We start from the raw sequence: 20,644 nt of genomic DNA on the forward strand, positions 1-20,644 counted from the left end.
AGGGTCCTCTTTCGGTCGTGCCTCGCGGAGCGGTCGTGCTCACGATGAACACACGATCTCGAAACGGACCTGGTTCAGACCTCACCGAACCTATGAGTGCGCCATGAATGTCAGGCGTCGCCGCCGAACATGCTGGTGACGGAACCGTCCTCGAAGACCTCGTGGATCGCGCGCGCGAGCAGCGGCGCGATCGGCAGGACCGTGAGGCGGTCGAACCGACGCTCGGGGGGCAGCGGGACGGTGTCGGTCACGACGACCTCGTCGATCGCGGGGTCCTGCAGACGCTCGGTCGCGGGATCGCTGAAGATCGCGTGGGTCGCGGCGACGATGACCTTGCGCGCACCGCTCGCCTTGAGCGCCTGCGCGGCCTTCTGGATCGTGCCGCCGGTGTCGATCATGTCGTCGACGAGGAGGCACGTGCGGCCCTTCACGTCACCGACGATCTCGTGCACCGAGACCTGGTTGGCGACCTTCGGGTCACGACGCTTGTGGATGATCGCGAGGGGGGCGCCCAGGCTGTCGGACCACGTGTCGGCGACGCGCACCCGGCCCATGTCGGGCGAGACGACCGTGAGGGTCTCGCGGTCCTCGCCGGTGAGCCCCTGTTCGAAGTGCTCGAGCAGGACGGGCTTGGCGAAGAGGTGGTCGACGGGGCCGTCGAAGAAGCCCTGGATCTGCGCGGCGTGCAGATCGACGCTCATGATGCGGTCGGCGCCGGCGGTCTTCAGCAGGTCGGCGATGAGGCGGGCGCTGATCGGCTCACGGCCGCGGCCCTTCTTGTCCTGACGCGAGTACGGGTAGTACGGCGCCACGACCGTGATGCGCTTCGCCGAGGCGCGCTTGAGGGCGTCCAGCATGATCAGCAGCTCCATGAGCCACTCGTTGACCGGCGGGCCGAACGACTGCACGACGAACACGTCGCAGCCGCGGATCGAGACCTCGAAGCGCGTGTAGATCTCGCCCGAGGCGAAGGTCCGGTGCTCGGTCGGCGCGAGCTCGGTGCCGAGGTGACGGGCGACCTCGTGCGCGAGCTCGGGGTGCGAGCGACCCGAGGCGACGACGAGCCGCTTCTTGGTCTTGGCGACGAGCCCGGGGGCGATGCCGTTGTCGCGGTCGAGATCTACACGGTTCTTCTTACGAGCCATCGGCCGCTTCCTGTTCACCCCGGGCCCGCACGGCCACGTCGGCCGCTCCGGTGCCCGGTCGATTCTTCTCGACCCACCCCTCGATGTTCCGCTGGGGGGCAACGCTGAGTGCCAGGGCACCGGCGGGGACGTCCTTGCGGATCACTGCGCCGGCACCGGTCTTGGCGCCATCCCCAATCGTAACGGGCGCGACGAAGACGTTGTGCGAGCCGCTGTGCACCTCGTCACCGATGACGGTGCGGTGCTTGGCGATGTCGTCGTAGTTGGCGGTGATCGCTCCGGCGCCGAGATTGACGTTGCGCCCGATCTGGGTGTCGCCGATGTACGACAGGTGCGGCACCTTGCTGCCCTCGCCGATGGAGGAGTTCTTCACCTCGACGAACGTGCCGACCTTGCCGTTCACGCCGACGCGGGCGTTGGGTCGGAGGTACGCGAACGGGCCGACCGTCGCGCCGGCTTCGACGACGGCGAGGGTCGCGTCGGTCCGCGTGATCGAGGCGTCCTCGCCGACCTCGCAGTCCACCAGGCTCGTGTCCGGCCCGATCGTCGCGCCCGCGGCGATCACCGTGGCCCCGCGGACGTGCGTGTTCGGCAGGAGCGTCACGTCCGGCGCGAGCACCGCGGTGACGTCGATCCAGGTGGTGGCGGGGTCGACGACCGTGACGCCCTCGCGCTGCCAGTGCCGCACGGTGCGGGCGTTGAGCGTGCGCCCCGCCTCCGACAGCTGGATGCGGTCGTTCACTCCGAGAGCGGCGGACGCGTCGGGAGTGATGGATGCCGCGACGCCCAGTTCCGCGTCGCGCAGCAGGGCGATCACGTCGGTGAGGTACTTCTCGCCCTGGGCGTTCGCCGTCCCGACCCGCGCGAGCTGGTCGCGCAGCGGAGCCGCGCGGAAGACGTAGACGCCGACGTTGATCTCGGTGACCGCGGCCTCGTCGGCCGTGGCATCCTTCTGCTCCACGATCCGGCGCACGCCCCGGGCGTCGTCGCGGATGACCCGGCCGTACCCCTGCGGGTCGTCCACGTGCGCGGTGAGGAGGGTGACCGCCGATCCTCCGGAGCGGTGCGTCTCGACGAGGTCGGCGAGCGTGTGCGTCTGGAGCAGCGGGACGTCGCCGCTGAGGACCAGCACGTCACCGGCGAAGTCCTCGAGCGCGCCGAGGGCGGCCTCGACGGCACGACCGGTGCCGGGGATCTCGTCCTGGTCGACGATGACCACGCCCGGCGCCAGATCGGCGACTGTCTCTGCGACACGGTCGCGTTCGTGCCGGACGACCACCACGATGCGGGCGGGATCCAGGGATGCCGCGGTGTCGAGCACGTGACCGACGAGCGGGCGACCACCGACGGCGTGGAGGATCTTCGGGGTGCGCGATCGCATGCGGGTGCCCTGGCCCGCGGCGAGGACGACGACGGCGAGCTCGGTCGATGAGGTCATGCTCCGCCGCCAGGATTCGAACCTGGACCTAACAGCTCCAAAGGCTGTCGTGCTGCCGTTACACCACGGCGGACCGTGCCCGCGGGCACCGGTCAAGTCTGCCAGACGGCGACGGCGGGGCGTTCTCGACATAATGAACGGGTGAGCCGGGACAGCGACGAAGTCGATCGCATCGTCGAGGCGTGGGTGCAGCAGCGACCCGACCTCGACTTCTCGCCGCTCGAGGTGCTCTCGCGCGTCGCCCGTCTCTCGCGACACCTCGACATCGCGCGCAAAGAGGCGTTCCGTCGCAGCGACATCGAGTCGTGGGAGTGGGACGTGCTCTCGGCCCTCCGCCGTGCGGGCGAGCCCTACCAGCTCAGCCCCAAGCAGCTGCTGCAGCAGACGCTCGTCTCCAGCGGCACGATGACCAACCGCATCGACCGGCTCGTCGCCCGCCGGTTCGTCCGACGCGAAGCCGACCCCGGCGACGGACGGAGCATCCTGGTGACCCTCACCGACGACGGCCGTGTGCGCGTGGATGCCGCGATCACCCGCCTCGTCGACGCCGAGGCACTGCTGCTCGAGGGGCTCTCCCGCGGAGACCGCGACCGGCTCGCGACGCTCCTGCGCAAACTCAGTCTGGGGTTCGACGCGTGAGCGCCACCGTGGCCGGACCGACGCCGTGGCAGCGGGTCAAGGCGTGGCTGGACGTGCGGTTCCGCTCGCCCTCGGCGATCTACGGACTGATCGTGTTCACGACGTTCGTGACCCTCGCCGACGACGAGGCGCACGACGTGGCCGAGGTGCTGCTGAACTCGACCTCGACCCTGATCGTCTTCTTCATCGCGCACGTGTTCGCCCACACGTTGACCGACCACGGCGACCACGGCTTCCGCGCGTCGACGCGCAACGCCGTCCGCCATGCCGCGGGGATGCTCTACGCCTCGGTGCCGTCGATCCTCGCCCTGGCGTTCGGCATCGCCACGGGTCAGACCGTCTTGGACGCCGTCGACAACTGCATCACGGCGATGTTCGTGGTCCTCGCGATCCTCGGGTACCACGCGTTCCGGCGCCGCGGCTACCGCGTGTTCGGGCGCATCATGGGCGCGCTCGCGACGTCGTTCCTCGGCATCGTGATCGTGATCCTGGAGGTCGCGGTCCACTGACGCGGCGCACGCCGCGAACGCCGAGGCGATCGGGGCGCCGATTCAGCCGATGGCCTCGGTGAGTTCGAACCAGCGCAGTTCCAGTTCGTCGCGCTCGGACTCCCACTGCGAGATGCGCTCCATCTCTTTGCCGAGCCCCACGTAGTCGGCCTGATCGTGGTCCGCGAGGGCCGCCTTGGCCCGGTCGATCTGCTGCTGCAGCTTCTCGATCTTGCGCTCGGCGGCCGAGACCTCCTTCTGCGCGGCACGGAGGTCGGCCCCCTGGAGACCCGCGGATGCCGCGGCCGCGGTCGCCGTGGACCGTTGCGGTTCGGCATCCTGGATCGCCCGCAGGCGCAGATATTCGTCGACCCCGCCCGGGAGGTGACGCAGGCGCGCATCGAGGATCGCGTACTGCTGATCGGTGACGCGTTCGAGGAAGTAGCGGTCGTGCGAGACGACGATGAGGGTGCCCGACCACGAGTCCAGCAGGTCTTCCATCGCCGCGAGCATGTCGGTGTCGAGGTCGTTCGTGGGCTCGTCGAGGATCAGGACGTTCGGCTGATCGAGCAGGATGAGCAGCAGCTGAAGGCGCCGCTTCTGCCCGCCGGAGAGGTCTTTCACCGGCGTGGAGAGCTGCGCACTGGAGAACCCGAGACGCTCGAGCAGCTGGCCGGGGGTCAGTTCCTGCGCCTTGGAGCCGGCGCCGAAGCTGTACGTTGTGCGGAGCCCCGCGATCACCACCCGCACGGGGTCGTTCAGGTGCTGCTCGAGCTCGTCGAGACGCTGGGTGAGGGTCGCGACCTTGACGGTCTTGCCGCGCTTCACTCGGCCCGCGGTGGGCTCGAGGGTGCCGGTGACCAGACTCAGCAGGGTGGACTTGCCGGCCCCGTTCACGCCCAGGATGCCGGTGCGCTCACCGGGCGCGATGCGCCACTCGATGTCGCGGAGCACCGTCTTCTCGCCGTAGGACACCCCCGCGTCCAGCAGATCGACCACGTCCTTGCCGAGGCGCGCGACCGCGAGCGACTGCAGAGCCACCTTGTCGCGGATCTCGGGCACATCGGCGATGAGCTCGTTCGCCGCGTCGATGCGGAACTTCGGCTTCGAGGTGCGCGCCGGAGCCCCGCGGCGAAGCCACGCCAGCTCCTTGCGAGCGAGGTTCTGACGACGCTGTTCGATGGATGCCGCCTGGCGATCGCGCTCGACCCGCTGCAGGATGTACGCCGCATACCCGCCCTCGAAGGGCTCGACGATGCGGTCGTGCACCTCCCACGTCGCGGTGCAGATCTCGTCGAGGAACCACCGGTCGTGGGTCACGACGAGCAGGCCCCCCGCGCTCGGCGCCCAGCGCTTCTTGAGGTGCCCGGCGAGCCAGGTGATGGCCTCCACGTCGAGGTGGTTGGTCGGCTCGTCGAGGAACAGCACGTCCCAGTCGCCCGACAGCAGCTTCGCCAACGCCACGCGACGACGCTGACCGCCGGAGAGGTCGCCGAGGCGCGCGTCCCACGGGAGGTCGCCGAGGAGTCCCGCGATGACGTCGCGCGTCCGCGCATCGCCGGCCCACTCGTGCTCGGCGCGGTCGCCGACCACGGCGTGACCGATCGTGTCGTCGTCGTCGAGGGTGTCCTGCTGGTCGAGGACGCCGACCGTCACTCCCCCGCGCACGGTCACGCGTCCGCCGTCGGGCTCGCGGATGCCGGCGAGCATGCCGAGCAGGCTCGACTTGCCGTCGCCGTTGCGGCCGACGATGCCGATGCGGTCTCCCTCGTTCACGCCGAGCGAAACGGAGTCGAACACGACCTTGGTCGGGTATTCCAGGTGCAGGGCTTCGCCCCCGAGCAGATGTGCCATATCCGTCCCAGGCTACGCGGCTCCGGCGGGGACGAACCGCGAGACTGCATCCGGCGGACGAAACCCGCGCACCCTGCGGGGGGTTCGTCAGGCACGTGCGGTCTCGCGGAGACGCGCGTGCGCGAGCGCCCGCACAACCGGAACGGACAGCGGGGCCGCCCGGAATCCCGGACAGCCCCGCTGGTGTGGCGTCGGCTCAGAGGTTGTTGTCGGCGAGCCAGGCCTTCGCGATGTCGGCCGAGGACTGCTGGTCGACGGTCGACTTCACGTTCAATTCCACGAGACCCTCGGGGGTGAGGGCGGCGGAGACCTTGTTCAGGACGTCGGACACCTGCGAGGCGACCTTCGAGTTCACGACCGGGACGACGTTCGAGGCCAGGAACAGGCCCTTCGGGTCTTCCAGCGTGACGAGGTCGTCGGTCTGGATGCGCGGGTCGGCGGTGTAGACGTTCGCGACCTGGATCGTGCCTGCGACGAGGTCGTCCACAGTGGTCTCACCGGTGGGCGAGAACTGCACGTCGACACCGTAGGTCGACTTCAGGCCCTGCGGGCCGTACGGGCGCTCGGCGAGCTCGGCGTTGCCGCCGAGGGTGAGGCCGGTCGTGACCTTGGACAGGTCGGCGATCGAGGTCAGGCCGTTGGCATCCGCGAACGCCTTCGTGACCGTGTACGAGTCCTGGTCGGTGGCCGTCGACTGGTCCAGGACCTCGAGGCCCTCGGGCAGCGCCGACGGCAGGGCCGCGTAGACCTCGTCTGCGGTCCGGGCGGTGGTCGCGTCGTCGAAGAACTGCAGCAGGTTGCCGCTGTACTCCGGGAACACGGTGACGGTGCCGTCCTCGAGCAGCGGGATGTACGCGTCGCGCTGACCGATCTGGAACTGACGCTTGACCGTCAGACCCGAGTTCTCGAGAGCCTGCGCGTAGATCTCGGCGATGATCTCGTTGGAGAAGTAGGCCTGCGAGCCGACGACGATCTCGGCGGACGAGGCGCTGGCGTCGCCGCCGTTGTTGCTCAGGGGATCGCTCGAGGCGCCGCAACCGGCGAGGGCGAGCGAGGCGACCGCGAGTCCGGCGAAGACGCCGAGACCCTTGCGAGTTCGTGCTGTGAACATGGGTTCCTCTTTCTGGTGGTGGGGAGTCGGGTGAGTCAGGGGGTGCTCGGCGGCGCGGCCGGGGCTCCGACCGCGATCGCCTCGGCGCGACGCTCGCGCGCCGATCGCGTCCGCGGAGAGGCGGCGCCCGCGGCCCGGATGCCGCGCGGGACGACGAGGTGCTGCAGGAGGGCGAACAGACCGTCGATCACGAGCGCGAGCACCGCGACGAGGATCGCGCCGCCGATCAGGATGTCGAACCGGCGGAGCGGAATTGCGGCGATGATGTACTGCCCGAGACCGCCCAGACCGATGTACGCCGCGATCGTCACCGTCGCGAGGACCTGGAGGGTGGCGGCGCGGATGCCGCCGACGAGGAGAGGCAAGCCGAGCGGCACCTCGATCCGCCAGAGGATCTGCGCCTCGGTCATGCCCATCGAACGTCCGGCGTCGATCACGCGGCGGTCGATCGCCTCGAAGCCGGTGTAGGCCCCGGCGAGGAGCGACGGGATGGCGAGGACGACGAAGGAGATCACCGCGGCCTCGGGCTTGTGCAGCACGCCGAGAAGCAGGGTCAGCAGGATGAGGAGCCCGAAGGACGGGATCGCGCGCGCCGCGCCCGCGATCGCGACCGCGGTCTCGCGCCCCCGGCCCGTGTGACCGATGTACCACCCGAGCGGGATGGCGATGGCACCGGCGACGACGATCGAGACGAGCGTGTAGAGCAGCTGCACGCCGATCGCGGCGGGGATGGAGTCGAAACCGGTCCCGGGGTTGCCGGAGAAGATCCAGGCGATCGCTTCGCCGATGAGGTTCATGCCTTCACCAACGTCCGGTTCGCCTGGCGTGAGACGGTCTTCGTGCCGCGGGTCCAGGGCATGAGCAGGCGACCCGCGATGATCAGGAGCAGGTCGATCACCAGGGCGATCACGACCACCGCGAGCACACCCGTGAAGACCTCGGGGATGATCCGTCGCTGCAGACCGTTGGTGAACAGGTACCCGATGTTCTGGATGCCGACGAGGATGCCGACCGTCGCCAGGGCGATCGTACTCGCCGACGCGACGCGGAGGCCCGCCAGGATCACGGGCCCGGCGAGGGGGAACTCCACCGCCCAGAAGCGGCGGAACGAGCCGTACCCCAGGGCGGTCGACGCCTGCCGGACGCCGGCGTCGACCGAGTCAAGGCCGTCGGCGACGGCGCGCACCAGGATGGCGACGGCGTAGATCGCGAGCGCCACGATGAGGTTGGTCTCACTGACGATCGAGTACCACCCGGTGATCACGGGCATGAGGATCAGGAGGGCGAGCGAGGGGATCGTGTACAGGAGTCCGGTGATGGTGATGACGCTGCTGCGCACGAGCCGGTAGCGCCACGCGACCCACCCGAGCGGCACGCTCAGGACGAACCCCACCACGAGCGCGATCAGGCTCTGGCGGAGGTGTGCCACCGTCAGCTCCCCGATCAGACCGAGGTTGTTGAGGACCCAGGTCACGCGCGCGGCTCCTCCACGAGAGCACCCTGCGTGCGTCCCTCGGCATCCACGACGACCGTGCCGTGCTCGGTCGTCTTCAGTCGCAGGGCGCGCTTGCCCTTGACCGCGCCGATGAAGCTCGCGACGAAGTCGCTCGCGGGGTTCTCGATGATCTCGCTCGGCGCGCCCACCTGGGCCACGTGCGCACCCTTCTCGAGCAGGACCACCTGGTCGCCGAGCAGGAAGGCCTCGTCGATGTCGTGCGTGACGAACACGATCGTCTTGCCGATGTCGCTCTGCAGCCGGATGAGCTCCTGCTGGAGTTCGTCGCGCACGATGGGGTCGACCGCACCGAACGGCTCGTCCATGAGCAGGATGTTCGGGTCGGCGGCGAGGCCGCGGGCGACGCCCACGCGCTGCTGCTGACCGCCGGACAGCTGACTCGGGTAGCGGTCGGCCATCGCGGTGTCGAGTCCGACGGTCTCCATGAGCTCGAGGGCGCGCGTGCGGGCCTTCTTCCGGTTCTCGCCCTGGAGCACGGGCACCGTGGCGATGTTGTCGGCCACCGTGAAGTGCGGGAGGAGGCCGGAGTTCTGCATGACGTAGCCGATGCTGCGCCGGAGCTGCACCGGCGGCCGCGACGCGATGTCGTCGCCGTCGATCGTGATCGTGCCCGCAGAGGGCTCCACCATCCGGTTGATCATGCGGAGCAGCGTCGTCTTCCCGCACCCCGACGACCCGACGAAGACGGTCGTCTTGCGGGACGGGATGACGAGACTGAAGTCGTCGACGGCGCGGGTGCCGTCGGGGAAGACCTTCGAAACGCTCGAGAACTCGATCATGCGCGTGCCCGACTCAGTCGGAGACCACGACCTTCCGGTCGAAGGCGACGTAGCCCGCGAAGTCGGTGCCGACCCGGTCGACCGCGCCCGGACGCAGGTCGGGGTAGGACCACGCGCCGTCGCGGAGCTCGGCACCGTCGAGGGCGACGTTCCAGTACTGGGCCGCACCCTTCCACGGGCAGGTGTAGGGGGTGGGGCTCTGCGACAGCGCACCCTCGCGGACCGCGCTCGGCGGGAAGTACCAGTTGCCCTCGATCGAGACGAGATCGTCGCGGTCGGCTTCGGCGATGACCACGCCGTCGAGTTCTGCCTTCATGGGAGTTCCCCTTTTCGTGGCCGCTCGCGGGCACAGCACCCGCCGGTGCGGGAGCACCTCGACCGAGGCTACTGAGGGCCACCGACACGAAACGCAAGATTGCCCCGTGTGACGACCTGGGCTATGGTGCGGCGCGGTCAGACCACGCGCGCGCCGGAGACAGGCCCGTGAACGTGGAGGGCGTGGAACCCGGCCGCGCTCAGGGTGACCTGCAGGTCGATCGCCGCGGTCTCATCCGCGGCCAGGAACGCCAGGGTCGGACCCGAGCCCGACACCAGCCCTGCGAGCGCTCCGGAGCGCTCTCCCCGCTCCAGGACGCGCGCCAGATCGGGCCGCAGGTGCAGCGCCGGAGCCTGGAGGTCGTTGCGCACGGTGGCGGCGAGCATCCGGGCATCGCCCTGGCGGATCGCGTGCAGCACGTCGGGATCGACCGCCGGGACGCGGGGCGCCGGTCCGATGTCGACCGCGTGCCGCTCGCGATGGGCGTCGAGCTCGCCGTACACCACGGGCGTGGACAGCCCGTGGTCGTTGGGGACGAGCACCCAATCGAAGCGTCCGGACGCCAGCGCGGGGCTCAGTTCGTCACCCCGGCCGGTTCCGACGGCGGTGCCGCCGAGCAGCGCGAACGGCACGTCGGCGCCCAGCTGCGCCGCCAGACGCGCAAGGTCGGCGGTCGGCATCCCGATGCCCCACAGCGCGTCGCACGCGACGAGTGCCGCCGCGGCGTCCGCGGACCCGCCGCCCATGCCTCCGGCGACCGGGACCGCTTTTCGCACCGACAGGTGGACGCCCGCCTCGATCCCGCTGACACGGGCCAGGAGCCGAGCGGCGCGCACCGCGAGGTTGCGCTCGTCGGTGGGCACGCCCTCGACGTCGACCGCGGACGTGCCGGCGATCTCGATCGTGACGTCGTCGGACGCGGTGGCGGTGATCTCCTCGTAGAGCGAGACCGCCTGATAGGCGGTGGCGACCTCGTGGTACCCGTCGTCGGCGACGTCGCCGACCTCGAGGAAGACGTTGATCTTCCCGGGCGCGCGCACGCGCACCGGAGCCGGGGTGTGAGCGCTCATCGCCGACCCCGCACGGCCGTGAGTCCGCATGCTCCGCCGTGTGCGAAACTGGAACGTCGGACCGACATCCCCCGACCCGCTGACGACGGGTCGACGGCGGCCGGTCCGGAACGGGCGATCTCACTCACTCTTCGACAGTAGCGCCCCCCTCACCGCCCTTCGGCGCCGTCGCCGAAACGCGGACGTAACGCCGGCTCCCTACGGTGTACGAACCCGTCCCCACATCCCCCGAGGAGGCACAGTATGCGATCGATGGTCCCCCTTTCTGTCGAGACCGACCCGTGGCGCGCCCTCCTGTCGAGGGATGACATCCGCATGGTCGACGGCATCCTGCACGTCGTCGACGACACCCGCACCCCCGCCGACGCCGAACGCGACGACCTGCTCACGGTCGCTGCGGCGATCGAGGCGGCGGGCGTCGCGGTCATGCTGGTCCGGGATGCCAATCGCCGCCCCAAGATCGTGGTCGACACCGCGCACGCCGAGGTCGCCCTGGCCGCTCTTCGCGATCCGGACCTCGGCCCCGTCTACCTGAAGGCCCGCGGCGAAGACCCGGTGCCCGCGCACAGCGTGGTCCCGAGCCGCAACGCCGTGGAGGCGTACGCGGTCTTCCGCCCGCGCACCTCGATCGAGGGCTCGTACCGCTACGGTGCCGCGCTCGCGCCGCGTCTGGAACTGTGGCGGTTCGGTGCCGAGACCATCGAGGCGCCGCGCCCGAGCGCGCTGACGCGCCGGAAGTTCGCGACCGCAGACCTGGACGTCGTCGAGGTCGAGCGCTACGGGCGCCGCTGGCGCACCGTCGCCGGCATGTTCGATCCGCACCCCAACGAGTTCACCGAAGACGTCGACATGGTCTTCTCCTGGGTGGACGGCTCCTCCAGCGAGTTCCAGCGCCAGCGCGCGGCCCGCATGAAGGGGTACGTCGTCGGCGACGGCGACGACAACGCCGCGCGCTACCGCCAGGTCGACGAGCTGCGCTACGCCCTGCGCAGCGTCCACATGTACGCGCCGTGGGTGCGTCGCATCTTCATCGCGACCGACTCGCCGACGCCCGAGTGGCTCGCCGATCACCCCAAGGTCACCGTCGTGCGCAGCGAGGAGTTCTTCGGCGACCCCTCGGTGCTGCCCACGCACAACTCGCACGCCGTCGAGGCGCAACTGCACCGCATCCCCGGTCTCGCCGAGCACTTCCTCTACAGCAACGACGATATGTTCTTCGGCCGCCCGGTCACCCCCGAGCTGTTCTTCAGCGGGGCGGGGATCAGCCGCTTCGTCGAGAGCGGCATCCGGATCGGCAGCGGCGCCCCGCACCTCGGCCGGTCGGGTCACGACAACGGGCTGCGCGTGAACCGCGCTCTGCTCGAGGAGCGGTTCGGGCGCGTCATCACCCTCGACCTCGAACACTGCGCGACGCCGCTGCGGCGCTCCGTGGCGTACGAACTCGAACGCGAGTTCGCCGATGACTACGCCCGCACGGCGGCGAGCCGTTTCCGCTCGGCGACCGACATCTCCGTCACCAACAGTCTCTACCACTACTACGCGCTGGCCACCGGCCGGGCCGTCATCACGACCGAACCGCGTACCCGGTACGTCCAGACGACGCAGCTGGACTCGCTCCGCCGGATGGAACGCCTCGTCACCGGACGCGACACCGACATGTTCTGCCTCAACGACGGCAGCGTGCCCGAGATCCCCGAGGAGGTCCGGGTGCCCGCGCTCCGCGCGTGCCTCGAGCGCTACTTCCCCGTGGCGGCGCCGTGGGAGAAGTCCGAGGCGATCAGCGCAGGATCGGCAGGGGCGTCGTCGGCGGCGACACCCGGCCGCTGAGCTCGCCCGCGGTCGGCACGGCGATTCCGGCCGACCGCAGCCGTTCCTGCGACTCGGCGGCGTCGACGTACTGCAGGACCTCGGCTGTGCCGACCGGCACGACCGAGTGCACGATCGTCTCGTCGTACACGTGGACGAGGTTGAATCCCTGCGCGCCGTCCTGGGGGCGCGTGCCGCCGACCGGCACCATCAGGTCCTGCGTGTAGCAGGTGGCCGAGGCCACCGACACGGGGATGCCGGCGAAGGTGGCGAACGTCGAGTAATGCAGGTGGCCGGCGAGGATGGTCCGGACGTCACTCCCCCGCAGCACGTCGGCCAGCGAGCGCTGATCGCGCAACTCGACGGTCGCGGCGAGGTCGAGGACGCTCGGCACCGGCGGGTGGTGCATGGCGAGGATCGTGCCCAGAGGTGCGGGGACCGACAGCACGTCGGCGAGCCACGCGCGCTGCGCCGCGGTGACCTCGCCGTGGTGCTGCCCGGGCACCGAGGTGTCGAGCGTGATGATGCGGAGGCCGTTGAGCTCGTCGACGCGGTCGACCGGGGCCTCGGGATCGGCGGAGTCGCCCGGGAGCAGGTGGGAGCGGAACGTCGCGCGGTCGTCGTGGTTGCCCATCACCCAGATGACCGGGGCGCCGATCCGGGCGGCGGCCGGTTCGACGATCGCCCGCACCCGTGCGTAGGCGTCACCCTCGCCGAAGTCGGCGAGGTCGCCGGTGAAGACGAGACCGTCGGGCCGGATGCCGGATGCCTCGATCGCGGCGATCGCCTGGGCGAGGTGCGCCTCGGAGTCGACGCGGTCGTACAGCGGGGCACCGCCGGCACGCAGGTGGGTGTCGCTCAGGTGCAACAGCACACGTTCGGCGCGCGGATATTCGGCGTAGCGCATCTCGTTCCCTTCGGGTCGTCGGGTGCGACCTCTGCCCGGCGTGATGCTCCCGGTTGGGCTGAAATGTTACCGGCATGTTTCAGGAACATGTGATGAACACGGCAAGAAGTTACGCCGTCGCGATCCGCGTGAGTCGCCAATATTTGTCGCCTCCGCCCGCGGAGAAGCGACAAATCTTGGCGACTCACGCGACGACATCGCGGAGCAGGGAGAGGTCAGCCGCGGGCGATCCGCACGAAGTCGTCGATCGACAGCTGCTCGCCGCGCAGCGTGGGGTCGATCCCCGCCGCCTCCAGAGCCTCCGACGCCGCGGCGGCCGACCCGCCGAGCACGGTCGACAGCGCCTGCCGCAGCATCTTGCGGCGCTGCTGGAACGCGGCATCCACGATCGCGAACGTGCGGCGCCGCAGCTCTTCGTCGCCGCGGGACTCGGCATCCCGTTCGAATCCGACCAGCACGCTGTCGACGTTCGGAACCGGCCAGAAGACCTGGCGGGAGACCGTTCCGGCCAGGCGCCACGGACCGTACCAGGCGGCCTTGACGCTGGGAGCGCCGTACACCTTCGACCCGGGCGGGGCGGCGAGCCGCTCCCCCACCTCGGCCTGCACCATCACGACCCCGCGCTGCAGGAACGGGAAGGTCTCAAGGAAGTGGAGCAGCACCGGCACGGAGACGTTGTAGGGCAGGTTGGCCACCAGCACCTCGGGCTCACCGGGCAGGTCACGCACCTGCAGGGCGTCGGCATCGATCACGGTCAGGCGGTCGGCGGGAACGCCGTGGGCGGCGGTCGTCTCGGGCAACCGCGCGGCGAGGCGGTGGTCGATCTCCACCGCGACGACGGACGCCCCCGTCTCGAGGATCGCCAACGTCAGCGATCCGAGGCCCGGCCCGATCTCGACCACACGATCGGATGCCTCCACCTTCGCCGCCTGCACGATCTTGCGGACGGTGTTGGCGTCGACGACGAAGTTCTGGCCCAGCTTCTTCGTCGGCGTGACGTCGAGGTCGGCGGCGAGCCGGCGGATCTCGGAGGCGCCGAGGAGCGAAACGGGCATTGTTCCACTGTAACCAGGGCGGCCGCCAGTCACCGCCTCGGCGCCCGAGCGGCAGTAACGTGGGTGGGTGAGCCAGACGCAGTCGATCCCCGCCAATGCCTTCACCCTCCGCGGCCCGTACGGGCGACGAGCGGTCGGGCTCTCGATCGCCGCCGCGGTGGGCGGCTTCCTGTTCGGCTTCGACTCCTCCGTCATCAACGGAGCGGTGGATGCCGTCCAGGGCAACTTCGAGCTCAGCCAGGTGCTGACCGGCTTCGTCGTCGCCGTCGCCCTGCTCGGCTGCGCGGTGGGTGCCGTCGTCGCCGGCGCGCTGTCCGACCGCTGGGGTCGCCTCAAGGTGATGCTGCTCGGCGCCGTCCTGTTCTTCGTCTCGTCGATCGGTGCGGCGCTCACGTTCAGCGTCCCCGACCTCATCCTGTGGCGCGTGATGAGCGGTCTCGGAATCGGTATCGCCTCGGTCGTCGCCCCCGCATACATCGCGGAGGTGGCCCCGCGCCAGATCCGCGGATCCCTCGCCTCGCTGCAGCAGCTCGCGATCACGCTCGGCATCTTCGGCGCTCTGCTCTCCGACGCCCTCCTCGCCACCTCCGCGGGCGGCGCCGCCAACGAGCTGTGGCTGGGCATGGAGGCGTGGCGCTGGATGTTCCTGGTGGGTGTCGTGCCCGCCGCCGTCTACGGCATCCTGTCGTTCACCGTCCCCGAGTCCCCGCGGTTCCTGCTCGCGAAGGGACGCAAGGAGGAGGCGCGCGCGATCTTCGCCCGCCTGGTCCCGCCGGCCGACCTCGACAAGACCATGAACGAGCTCACGAGCGCCATCGAGACCGACCGCAAAAACAAGAACGTCTCCCTGCGGGGCCCCGTGCTCGGACTCCAGGGCATCGTCTGGACCGGCATCCTGCTGTCGATGTTCCAGCAGTTCGTCGGAATCAACGTGATCTTCTACTACTCCACGACGCTGTGGAAGGCGGTCGGATTCGACGAGAGCAACTCGCTGCTGATCTCCGTCATCACGTCGGTGACCAACGTGGTCGTGACCTTCGTCGCGATCTTCCTCGTCGACCGCGTCGGCCGGAAGCCGATCCTGCTGACCGGTTCCGTCCTGATGACGGTGTCGCTGGCCGCGATGGCGCTGGCGTTCACGTTCGCCCAGGGCAGCGGCGACGACGTGTCGCTCCCCGCTCCGTGGGGCGGGATCGCCCTGGTCGCGGCGAACCTGTTCGTGATCGGCTTCGGCGCCTCGTGGGGTCCGCTGGTGTGGGTGCTGCTCGGCGAGATCTTCCCGAGTCGCATCCGCGGCAAGGCGCTCGGTGTCGCGGCCGGTGCGCAGTGGATCGCGAACTTCGCGATCACGGTGTCGTTCCCCGCGATGGCGAGCTGGTCGCTGCCGCTCACGTACGGCATGTACGCGCTGTTCGCCGCCCTGTCGCTCGTGTACGTCGCGCTGCGCATCCCGGAGACCAAGGGCATGGAGCTCGAGCAGACCGAGACCCTGTTCGTCCGGAAGGACAAGAGCAAGGCCTGACGACGACGAAGGCCGGCGCCCCGAGGGGTGCCGGCCTTCGTCGTGCTCGACGCGGGTCAGAACTCCCCGTAGACCTCGAGGGTGTTCGCGGCGACCTGGGCGGCGAGCTCGTCAGCGTCGGCACCGAGTTCGGATGCCAGGAAGCGGAGCGTCACCGGGATCAGATACGGCGCGTTGGGGCGACCGCGGTACGGCGCGGGCGTCAGGAACGGCGCGTCGGTCTCGACGAGGATCCGCTCGCGCGGGGTTACGGCGAGGGCGTCGCGCAGGTTCTGGGCGTTCTTGAACGTGACGTTGCCCGCGAACGAGAGGTAGTACCCGCGGTCGGCGGCGACGCGGGCCATGTCGGCGTCGCCCGAGAAGCAGTGGAACACCGTCTTCTCGGGGGCGCCGACGCGCTCGAGCGTCTCGAGCACGGCGTCGTGCGCGTCGCGGTCGTGGATCTGCATCGCGATGCCGTGCTTCTTCGCGAGGGCGATGTGCGCCTCGAACGAGCGGATCTGAGCCGGGATGCCATCGGCCTCGGTCCGGAAGAAGTCCAGACCCGTCTCACCGATCGCCCGCACGCGCGGCTCGGCCGCGAGTTCGTCGATCACCGCGATCGCGGCATCCAGCTCGCCCGCGGCCGCGTACGCGGGAGCCTCGTTCGGATGGATCGCGACCGCGGCGAGGACGCGCGGATGGGTCGCCGCGGCCCACGCCGACCAGCGCGACGAGTCGACGTCGCCGCCGGCCTGGACGACTCCGTGCACGCCGACCGCCAGCGCCCGCTCGAGCTGCTCGTCGAGCGAGAGGCCGGTCTCGCCGTCCTCGATCTCGAGGTGCGTGTGGTTGTCGTACACCGGCACGCCGAGAGGTTCGGGCGCGGGCGGGTAGCTCACGTCGCGGCGACCGTCGACCGAACGCTCGCGCACGTACTGGCTCGGGTCGCCGCCCTCGATCGTGCCGCGGGGACGCTCGACCGGCGTGCTCATGCCTGCTCGACGCGCGGGAACAGCGGCGACAGGCCGTTCACCGACGTGCCCGGCCGCAGCACCCCCCACGCGCCGGCCTCGCGGAGAGGCTGGTCCTGCAGGCGTCCGATGCTCTCGGCGGCGCCCAGCGCGATCCAGAGCTTCTCGGTCGAGACCGGCATGACCGGCGACAGCAGCACCGCCAGGGCGCGCAGGCCCTCGGCCGCGGTGTACAGCACCGTGCCCAGGCGCTCACGCTGCGCGTCGTCCTTCGCCAGCGCCCACGGCTCGTTCTCGGTGATGTACAGGTTCAGCGCGTCGACGATCGTCCAGATGGCGTCGATGGCCTCGTCGATGCGGAACCGTTCGATCGCCGCGTCCGCGGTGCTCACGGCATCCGCCACCGTCTTCTGGATCGCGAGGTCGGCGTCGGTGTACTCCCCCGCCGGCGGCACGATCCCCTCGAAGTACCGCTCGATCATCGCGATGGACCGGGATGCCAGGTTGCCGAAGCCGTTGGCCAGTTCGGCCTGGTAGCGGGCCGACAGGTCTTCCCAAGAGAACGACCCGTCCTGACCGAACGCGATCGCGGAGAGGAAGTAGAAGCGGTACGCGTCGGAGCCGAAGACGTCGGTGATCTCGGTCGGTGCGATGCCGGTGAGCTTGGACTTCGACATCTTCTCGCCGCCCACCAGCAGCCAGCCGTGCGCGAAGACGCCGCGGGGCACCTCGAGCCCCGCCGCCATCAGCATCGCGGGCCAGATCACGGCGTGGAAGCGCAGGATGTCTTTCCCCACGACGTGGTACGCGGGCCAACGGCGCGCGAACTCCTCGGGGTCGCTGCCGTAGCCGACGGCCGTGGCGTAGTTCAGCAGCGCGTCGACCCAGACGTAGATGACGTGCGAGTCGTCCCACGGCACCTGGATGCCCCAGTCGAACGTCGAGCGCGAGATCGACAGGTCTTTCAGGCCGTTCTTCACGAACGAGACGACCTCGTTGCGCGCCGAATCGGGCCGCACGAAGTCGGGCACCGAGCGGTAGAGCTCGAGCAGCGGCTCCTGGAACTCGCTGAGCTTGAAGAAGTAGTTCTTCTCCTGCAGCAGCTCGAGAGGCTTGGAGTGAATCGCGCAGACCTTGAGGCCCTCGAACGGGCCCTCGCCGTCGACGATCTCGGCCTCGGTCTTGAACTCCTCGCAGCCGACGCAGTACAGCGCCTCGAACTCGCCCGCGTAGATGTAGCCGCGGTCGTACAGCGCCTGCACGAACTTCTCGACGCGCTCCTCGTGGCGCGGCTGGCTCGTGCGGATGAAGTCGTCGTTGGCGACGTCGAGGGTCTTCAGCAGCGGGAACCACGACTCGCTGACGAGCTTGTCGACCCACTCCTGGGGCGTGTGGTTGTTCGCGGCGGCGGCACGCATCATCTTCTGGCCGTGCTCGTCGGTGCCGGTGAGCATCCAGGTGTCGTCACCGGACTGCCGGTGCCACCGCGCGAGCGCGTCCACCGCCACCGTCGTGTAGCCGTGCCCGATGTGGGGCACGTCGCTCGGGTAGTAGATCGGCGTGGTGATGTAGAACGAACGGCCGGAAGTCACCCCAGGATTCTACGGGGGACGGCCGACCCGTCCGGTCGTATGTCGGCGTCAGCGCTTCACGGCGAGCGCCGCCTGGTACAGCTCGCGCGAGGAATGCCCCGTGAGGGACGCCACTTCGCCGGCCGCCTCCTTGAGCCGCGCGCCGTCGCGCACCAGTTCGAGCACCTGGGTCACGGCATCCGGGAACGCCACGTCGCGCGCCGACGCGCCGCCCACGACGATCGCGATCTCGCCGCGCACGCCCTCGGCCGCCCACGCGGCGAGTTCGGCGAGGGTGCCGCGGCGCACCTCCTCGTGCAGCTTCGTCAGTTCGCGGCAGACCGCGGCGGGACGGTCGGCTCCGAACGTCGCCGCGAGGTCGTCGAGAGTGGATGCCAGTCGCGACGGCGACTCGAAGAACACCAGGGTCCGCGTCTCGGCGGCGAGGTCGGCGAAGGCGCGACGCCGTTCCCCGGGCTTGCGGCGCGGGAAGCCCTCGAACGCGAAGCGGTCGGTGGGGAGCCCGGCGACGGCGAGGGCCGTGACGACGGCGCTCGGGCCCGGAATCGCGGTGACCGTGACGCCCGCGGCGGCGGCCGCCGCGACGAGCCCGTAGCCCGGATCGCTGACCGTGGGCATGCCGGCGTCGCTCAGCACGAGCAGGTCGTCCTCGCGGGCGAGCTCGACGAGTTCGGCGGCGCGCTCCTTCTCGTTGTGGTCGTGGAGCGCGATCAGCCGCGGGCGGTTGGCGACGCCGAGACCGGCGAGCAGCCGCTGGGTGGTGCGAGTGTCCTCGGCCGCGACGACCGTGGCGTTCTCGAGCGCTTCCACCAGCCGCCGCGACGCGTCGCCCAGGTTGCCGATGGGGGTCGCCGCGAGGATGATCACCGCCCCACCTTATGCTGGGGGCCGTGACCGCCGTCCCCTCGCTGATCCCCTCAGAAGAACGGACGCGCCTCGACCGCTGGCGCGACAGCCTCCTCGCGGATCCCCGGCGCGGCCGGCTGTGGCGGTGGCTCGCCCCGACGCTGATCACCGTGTTCGCGTTCGTGCTGCGCATGGTGAACGTCGGCGACCCGCACCAACTGATCTTCGACGAGACGTATTACGTCAAGGACTCGTGGAGCCAGTGGATTCTCGGCTTCCCGTCGGAGTGGCCCGGGGGCGCCGACGAGCGCTTCGTCGCGGGTGACACCAACTTCTTCACGGGCGTCGGCAGCTACGTCGTGCACCCGCCGCTCGGACGCTTCTTCATCGGCGCGGGGATGGCGCTGTTCGGGTCCGACTCCTCGACCGCGTGGCGGATCGCCGCGGTCGTGTTCGGCACGGCCACGGTGCTCCTGGTGTACCTGTTCGCCAAGACGCTGACAGGGTCGCTCGTCTTCGCCTCCGTGGCATCCGGTCTGATGGCGATCGACGGCCTCGGAATCGTGCTCAGCCGTGTCGCGCTGCTGGATGTCTTCCTGACGTTCTTCATCGTGCTGGCGCTGTGGTTCGTCGCTCTGGACCGCCGAGCGGCGCTCGCCCGCTGGGCCGCGCGCGCACCGGGCGAGTCGACGTGGGGTCCGGTGTTCTGGAACCGGCCGTGGCTCCTCGCCGCCGGCATCGCTGCGGGAGCGGCCACGGCGGTGAAGTGGTCGGGGCTGTACGTCCTCGCCGGGATCGGGATCTACGTCGTGATCACCGACGCCCTCGCGCGCCGTCGGGCGGGCATCGCGCAATGGCCGGTGGACGCGGTGCGGCAGGGCCTGGTCTCGTTCGTCCTCATCGTCCCCGTCGCCGTGGTCGTGTACCTCGCGAGCTGGGCCGGCTGGCTCTTCACCGACGGCGGCTACAGCCGCCACGCGCTCGACGCGAGCCCCGCGACGGGCTTCTGGGCGTGGGTGCCGCTGCCCCTGCAGAACTTGTGGGCCTACCACCAGTCGATGTACGCCTTCCACGTGGGCCTGTCGACGCCGCACTCGTACGCGAGTCCCGCGTGGCAGTGGCCGCTGATGATCCGCCCCACCTCGATGTACTGGCACCAGGACGATTTCGGGGTGAACGGATGCCAGCTCCCCAGCGGCTGCACCGAGGCCATCTCCAGCATCGACAACCCGCTGCTGTGGTGGGCGGGCATCGCTGCGTCGATCTACCTGCTGGTGCGATTCGTCCTGGTTCGCGACGGACGCTACGCCCTCGTGCTCACGGGGCTGGCCGCGACCTACGTGCCCTGGCTGCTGTACCCCGAGCGGACGATCTTCCAGTTCTACACGGTCGCGATGGCGCCGTTCCTCGTGCTCGCCCTCGCCTTCGCACTCCGTGACCTCGCGCGCGGGCCGGGGTCGATGACGCGCGCGAGCGGGCAGGCGTGGGTGGTGGTGTTCCTCGCCGTCTGCGTGCTGCTGTCGGCGTTCTGGTACCCGGTCTGGACGGGCCTGCCGGTGCCGTACGAGTTCTGGCGCCTGCACAACTGGCTGCCCACCTGGATCTGA

General features: G+C 70.0%; 19 protein-coding genes and 1 tRNA gene. 5 read left to right on the plus strand and 15 right to left on the minus strand.

The features are described 5' to 3' along the window. Positions 1-110: 110 nt before the first annotated feature. The 3 genes from P8R59_RS17310 to P8R59_RS17320 form a co-directional block, all read right to left on the minus strand. On the minus strand, positions 111-1,145 hold the full coding sequence (locus tag P8R59_RS17310; protein ID WP_076493865.1) for a ribose-phosphate diphosphokinase: 1,035 nt from the start codon (positions 1,143-1,145) through the stop codon (positions 111-113). Beyond that, entirely contained in the window at positions 1,135-2,583 is a 1,449-nt protein-coding gene (glmU, locus tag P8R59_RS17315) for a bifunctional UDP-N-acetylglucosamine diphosphorylase/glucosamine-1-phosphate N-acetyltransferase GlmU (protein WP_278102071.1), read from the minus strand. The genes P8R59_RS17310 and glmU overlap by 11 nt, the downstream gene beginning before the upstream one ends. Position 2,584: 1 nt before the next feature. After that, positions 2,585-2,656 (minus strand) — tRNA-Gln (locus tag P8R59_RS17320). A 68-nt stretch (positions 2,657-2,724) separates the two neighbouring features. Here P8R59_RS17320 and P8R59_RS17325 point away from each other — a divergent pair. Beyond that, positions 2,725-3,222 carry a MarR family winged helix-turn-helix transcriptional regulator gene (locus tag P8R59_RS17325; protein WP_278102072.1) on the plus strand — a complete coding sequence of 166 codons (498 nt, stop codon included), beginning with the start codon at positions 2,725-2,727 and terminating at the stop codon, positions 3,220-3,222. Next, positions 3,219-3,731, plus strand: coding sequence for a hypothetical protein (locus tag P8R59_RS17330; RefSeq protein ID WP_278102073.1), 513 nt, complete (start codon positions 3,219-3,221; stop codon positions 3,729-3,731). Before P8R59_RS17325 ends, P8R59_RS17330 begins: the two co-directional genes overlap by 4 nt. A 42-nt stretch (positions 3,732-3,773) precedes the next feature. On the opposite strand, the gene P8R59_RS17335 is transcribed toward P8R59_RS17330, so the two are convergent. The 7 genes from P8R59_RS17335 to P8R59_RS17365 all read right to left on the minus strand — a co-directional run bounded on the left by P8R59_RS17335 (position 3,774) and on the right by P8R59_RS17365 (position 10,356). Next, the gene (locus P8R59_RS17335) at positions 3,774-5,564 is read right to left on the minus strand and encodes an ABC-F family ATP-binding cassette domain-containing protein (RefSeq protein ID WP_278102074.1); all 1,791 of its coding nucleotides are present in this window, start codon (positions 5,562-5,564) and stop codon (positions 3,774-3,776) included. Positions 5,565-5,760: 196 nt separating this feature from the next. Continuing rightward, a complete protein-coding gene (locus P8R59_RS17340) occupies positions 5,761-6,675 on the minus strand; it encodes an ABC transporter substrate-binding protein (protein ID WP_278102075.1) in 915 nt (304 codons plus the stop codon). A 35-nt stretch (positions 6,676-6,710) separates the two neighbouring features. After that, on the minus strand, positions 6,711-7,472 hold the full coding sequence (locus P8R59_RS17345; RefSeq protein ID WP_278102076.1) for an ABC transporter permease: 762 nt from the start codon (positions 7,470-7,472) through the stop codon (positions 6,711-6,713). Continuing rightward, on the minus strand, positions 7,469-8,149 hold the full coding sequence (locus tag P8R59_RS17350) for an ABC transporter permease (protein WP_077051887.1): 681 nt from the start codon (positions 8,147-8,149) through the stop codon (positions 7,469-7,471). Before P8R59_RS17350 ends, P8R59_RS17345 begins: the two co-directional genes overlap by 4 nt. Beyond that, a complete protein-coding gene (locus tag P8R59_RS17355) occupies positions 8,146-8,970 on the minus strand; it encodes an ABC transporter ATP-binding protein (protein ID WP_278102077.1) in 825 nt (274 codons plus the stop codon). The genes P8R59_RS17350 and P8R59_RS17355 overlap by 4 nt, the downstream gene beginning before the upstream one ends. A gap of 13 nt (positions 8,971-8,983) precedes the next feature. Beyond that, a complete protein-coding gene (locus tag P8R59_RS17360; RefSeq protein ID WP_077051889.1) occupies positions 8,984-9,286 on the minus strand; it encodes a DUF427 domain-containing protein in 303 nt (100 codons plus the stop codon). 137 nt (positions 9,287-9,423) lie between these two features. Continuing rightward, entirely contained in the window at positions 9,424-10,356 is a 933-nt protein-coding gene (locus P8R59_RS17365) for a 4-(cytidine 5'-diphospho)-2-C-methyl-D-erythritol kinase (RefSeq protein WP_077051890.1), read from the minus strand. 243 nt (positions 10,357-10,599) lie between these two features. Here P8R59_RS17365 and P8R59_RS17370 point away from each other — a divergent pair, with 243 nt between their 5' ends. Beyond that, positions 10,600-12,183, plus strand: coding sequence for a stealth family protein (locus P8R59_RS17370; RefSeq protein ID WP_278102078.1), 1,584 nt, complete (start codon positions 10,600-10,602; stop codon positions 12,181-12,183). Here the strand turns inward: P8R59_RS17370 and P8R59_RS17375 are convergent. Together P8R59_RS17375 and rsmA are read right to left on the minus strand one after the other, a co-directional pair. Further along, entirely contained in the window at positions 12,134-13,069 is a 936-nt protein-coding gene (locus P8R59_RS17375; RefSeq protein ID WP_278102079.1) for a phosphodiesterase, read from the minus strand. The genes P8R59_RS17370 and P8R59_RS17375 overlap by 50 nt on opposite strands. A gap of 215 nt (positions 13,070-13,284) precedes the next feature. Continuing rightward, positions 13,285-14,124: a 16S rRNA (adenine(1518)-N(6)/adenine(1519)-N(6))-dimethyltransferase RsmA gene (rsmA, locus tag P8R59_RS17380; protein ID WP_278102080.1), complete on the minus strand. Its 840-nt coding sequence runs from the start codon at positions 14,122-14,124 to the stop codon at positions 13,285-13,287. A 67-nt stretch (positions 14,125-14,191) separates the two neighbouring features. Here rsmA and P8R59_RS17385 point away from each other — a divergent pair, with 67 nt between their 5' ends. Beyond that, a complete protein-coding gene (locus P8R59_RS17385) occupies positions 14,192-15,646 on the plus strand; it encodes a sugar porter family MFS transporter (protein WP_278102081.1) in 1,455 nt (484 codons plus the stop codon). A gap of 56 nt (positions 15,647-15,702) precedes the next feature. Here the strand turns inward: P8R59_RS17385 and P8R59_RS17390 are convergent, their stop codons facing one another. From P8R59_RS17390 to rsmI, 3 genes are read right to left on the minus strand one after another with little or no spacing between them, the layout of a single operon-like run. Further along, positions 15,703-16,620, minus strand: coding sequence for a TatD family hydrolase (locus P8R59_RS17390; protein ID WP_278102082.1), 918 nt, complete (start codon positions 16,618-16,620; stop codon positions 15,703-15,705). Then, the gene (gene metG / locus P8R59_RS17395; protein WP_278102083.1) at positions 16,617-18,191 is read right to left on the minus strand and encodes a methionine--tRNA ligase; all 1,575 of its coding nucleotides are present in this window, start codon (positions 18,189-18,191) and stop codon (positions 16,617-16,619) included. Before metG ends, P8R59_RS17390 begins: the two co-directional genes overlap by 4 nt. A 48-nt stretch (positions 18,192-18,239) precedes the next feature. Further along, a complete protein-coding gene (rsmI, locus tag P8R59_RS17400) occupies positions 18,240-19,058 on the minus strand; it encodes a 16S rRNA (cytidine(1402)-2'-O)-methyltransferase (RefSeq protein WP_278102084.1) in 819 nt (272 codons plus the stop codon). Positions 19,059-19,081: 23 nt separating this feature from the next. Here rsmI and P8R59_RS17405 point away from each other — a divergent pair, with 23 nt between their 5' ends. Then, complete coding sequence (locus tag P8R59_RS17405) at positions 19,082-20,644, plus strand: dolichyl-phosphate-mannose--protein mannosyltransferase (protein ID WP_278102085.1); 1,563 nt, start codon at positions 19,082-19,084, stop codon at positions 20,642-20,644.

The sequence above is a fragment of the Microbacterium proteolyticum genome (assembly GCF_029639405.1).
Classification (GTDB): Bacteria; Actinomycetota; Actinomycetes; order Actinomycetales; family Microbacteriaceae; genus Microbacterium.

What these genes read in the sequence shown, in the direction of transcription:
- P8R59_RS17340 (WP_278102075.1), bottom strand. Translation starts at nt 6,675, where the DNA reads ATGTTCACAGCACGAACTCGCAAGGGTCTCGGCGTCTTCGCCGGACTC.
- P8R59_RS17390 (WP_278102082.1), bottom strand. Translation starts at nt 16,620, where the DNA reads ATGAGCACGCCGGTCGAGCGTCCCCGCGGCACGATCGAGGGCGGCGAC.
- P8R59_RS17355 (WP_278102077.1), bottom strand. Translation starts at nt 8,970, where the DNA reads ATGATCGAGTTCTCGAGCGTTTCGAAGGTCTTCCCCGACGGCACCCGC.
- rsmA (WP_278102080.1), bottom strand. Translation starts at nt 14,124, where the DNA reads ATGCCCGTTTCGCTCCTCGGCGCCTCCGAGATCCGCCGGCTCGCCGCC.
- P8R59_RS17365 (WP_077051890.1), bottom strand. Translation starts at nt 10,356, where the DNA reads ATGAGCGCTCACACCCCGGCTCCGGTGCGCGTGCGCGCGCCCGGGAAG.
- P8R59_RS17335 (WP_278102074.1), bottom strand. Translation starts at nt 5,564, where the DNA reads ATGGCACATCTGCTCGGGGGCGAAGCCCTGCACCTGGAATACCCGACC.
- P8R59_RS17360 (WP_077051889.1), bottom strand. Translation starts at nt 9,286, where the DNA reads ATGAAGGCAGAACTCGACGGCGTGGTCATCGCCGAAGCCGACCGCGAC.
- P8R59_RS17370 (WP_278102078.1), top strand. Translation starts at nt 10,600, where the DNA reads ATGCGATCGATGGTCCCCCTTTCTGTCGAGACCGACCCGTGGCGCGCC.
- P8R59_RS17375 (WP_278102079.1), bottom strand. Translation starts at nt 13,069, where the DNA reads ATGCGCTACGCCGAATATCCGCGCGCCGAACGTGTGCTGTTGCACCTG.
- P8R59_RS17310 (WP_076493865.1), bottom strand. Translation starts at nt 1,145, where the DNA reads ATGGCTCGTAAGAAGAACCGTGTAGATCTCGACCGCGACAACGGCATC.
- glmU (WP_278102071.1), bottom strand. Translation starts at nt 2,583, where the DNA reads ATGACCTCATCGACCGAGCTCGCCGTCGTCGTCCTCGCCGCGGGCCAG.
- P8R59_RS17345 (WP_278102076.1), bottom strand. Translation starts at nt 7,472, where the DNA reads ATGAACCTCATCGGCGAAGCGATCGCCTGGATCTTCTCCGGCAACCCC.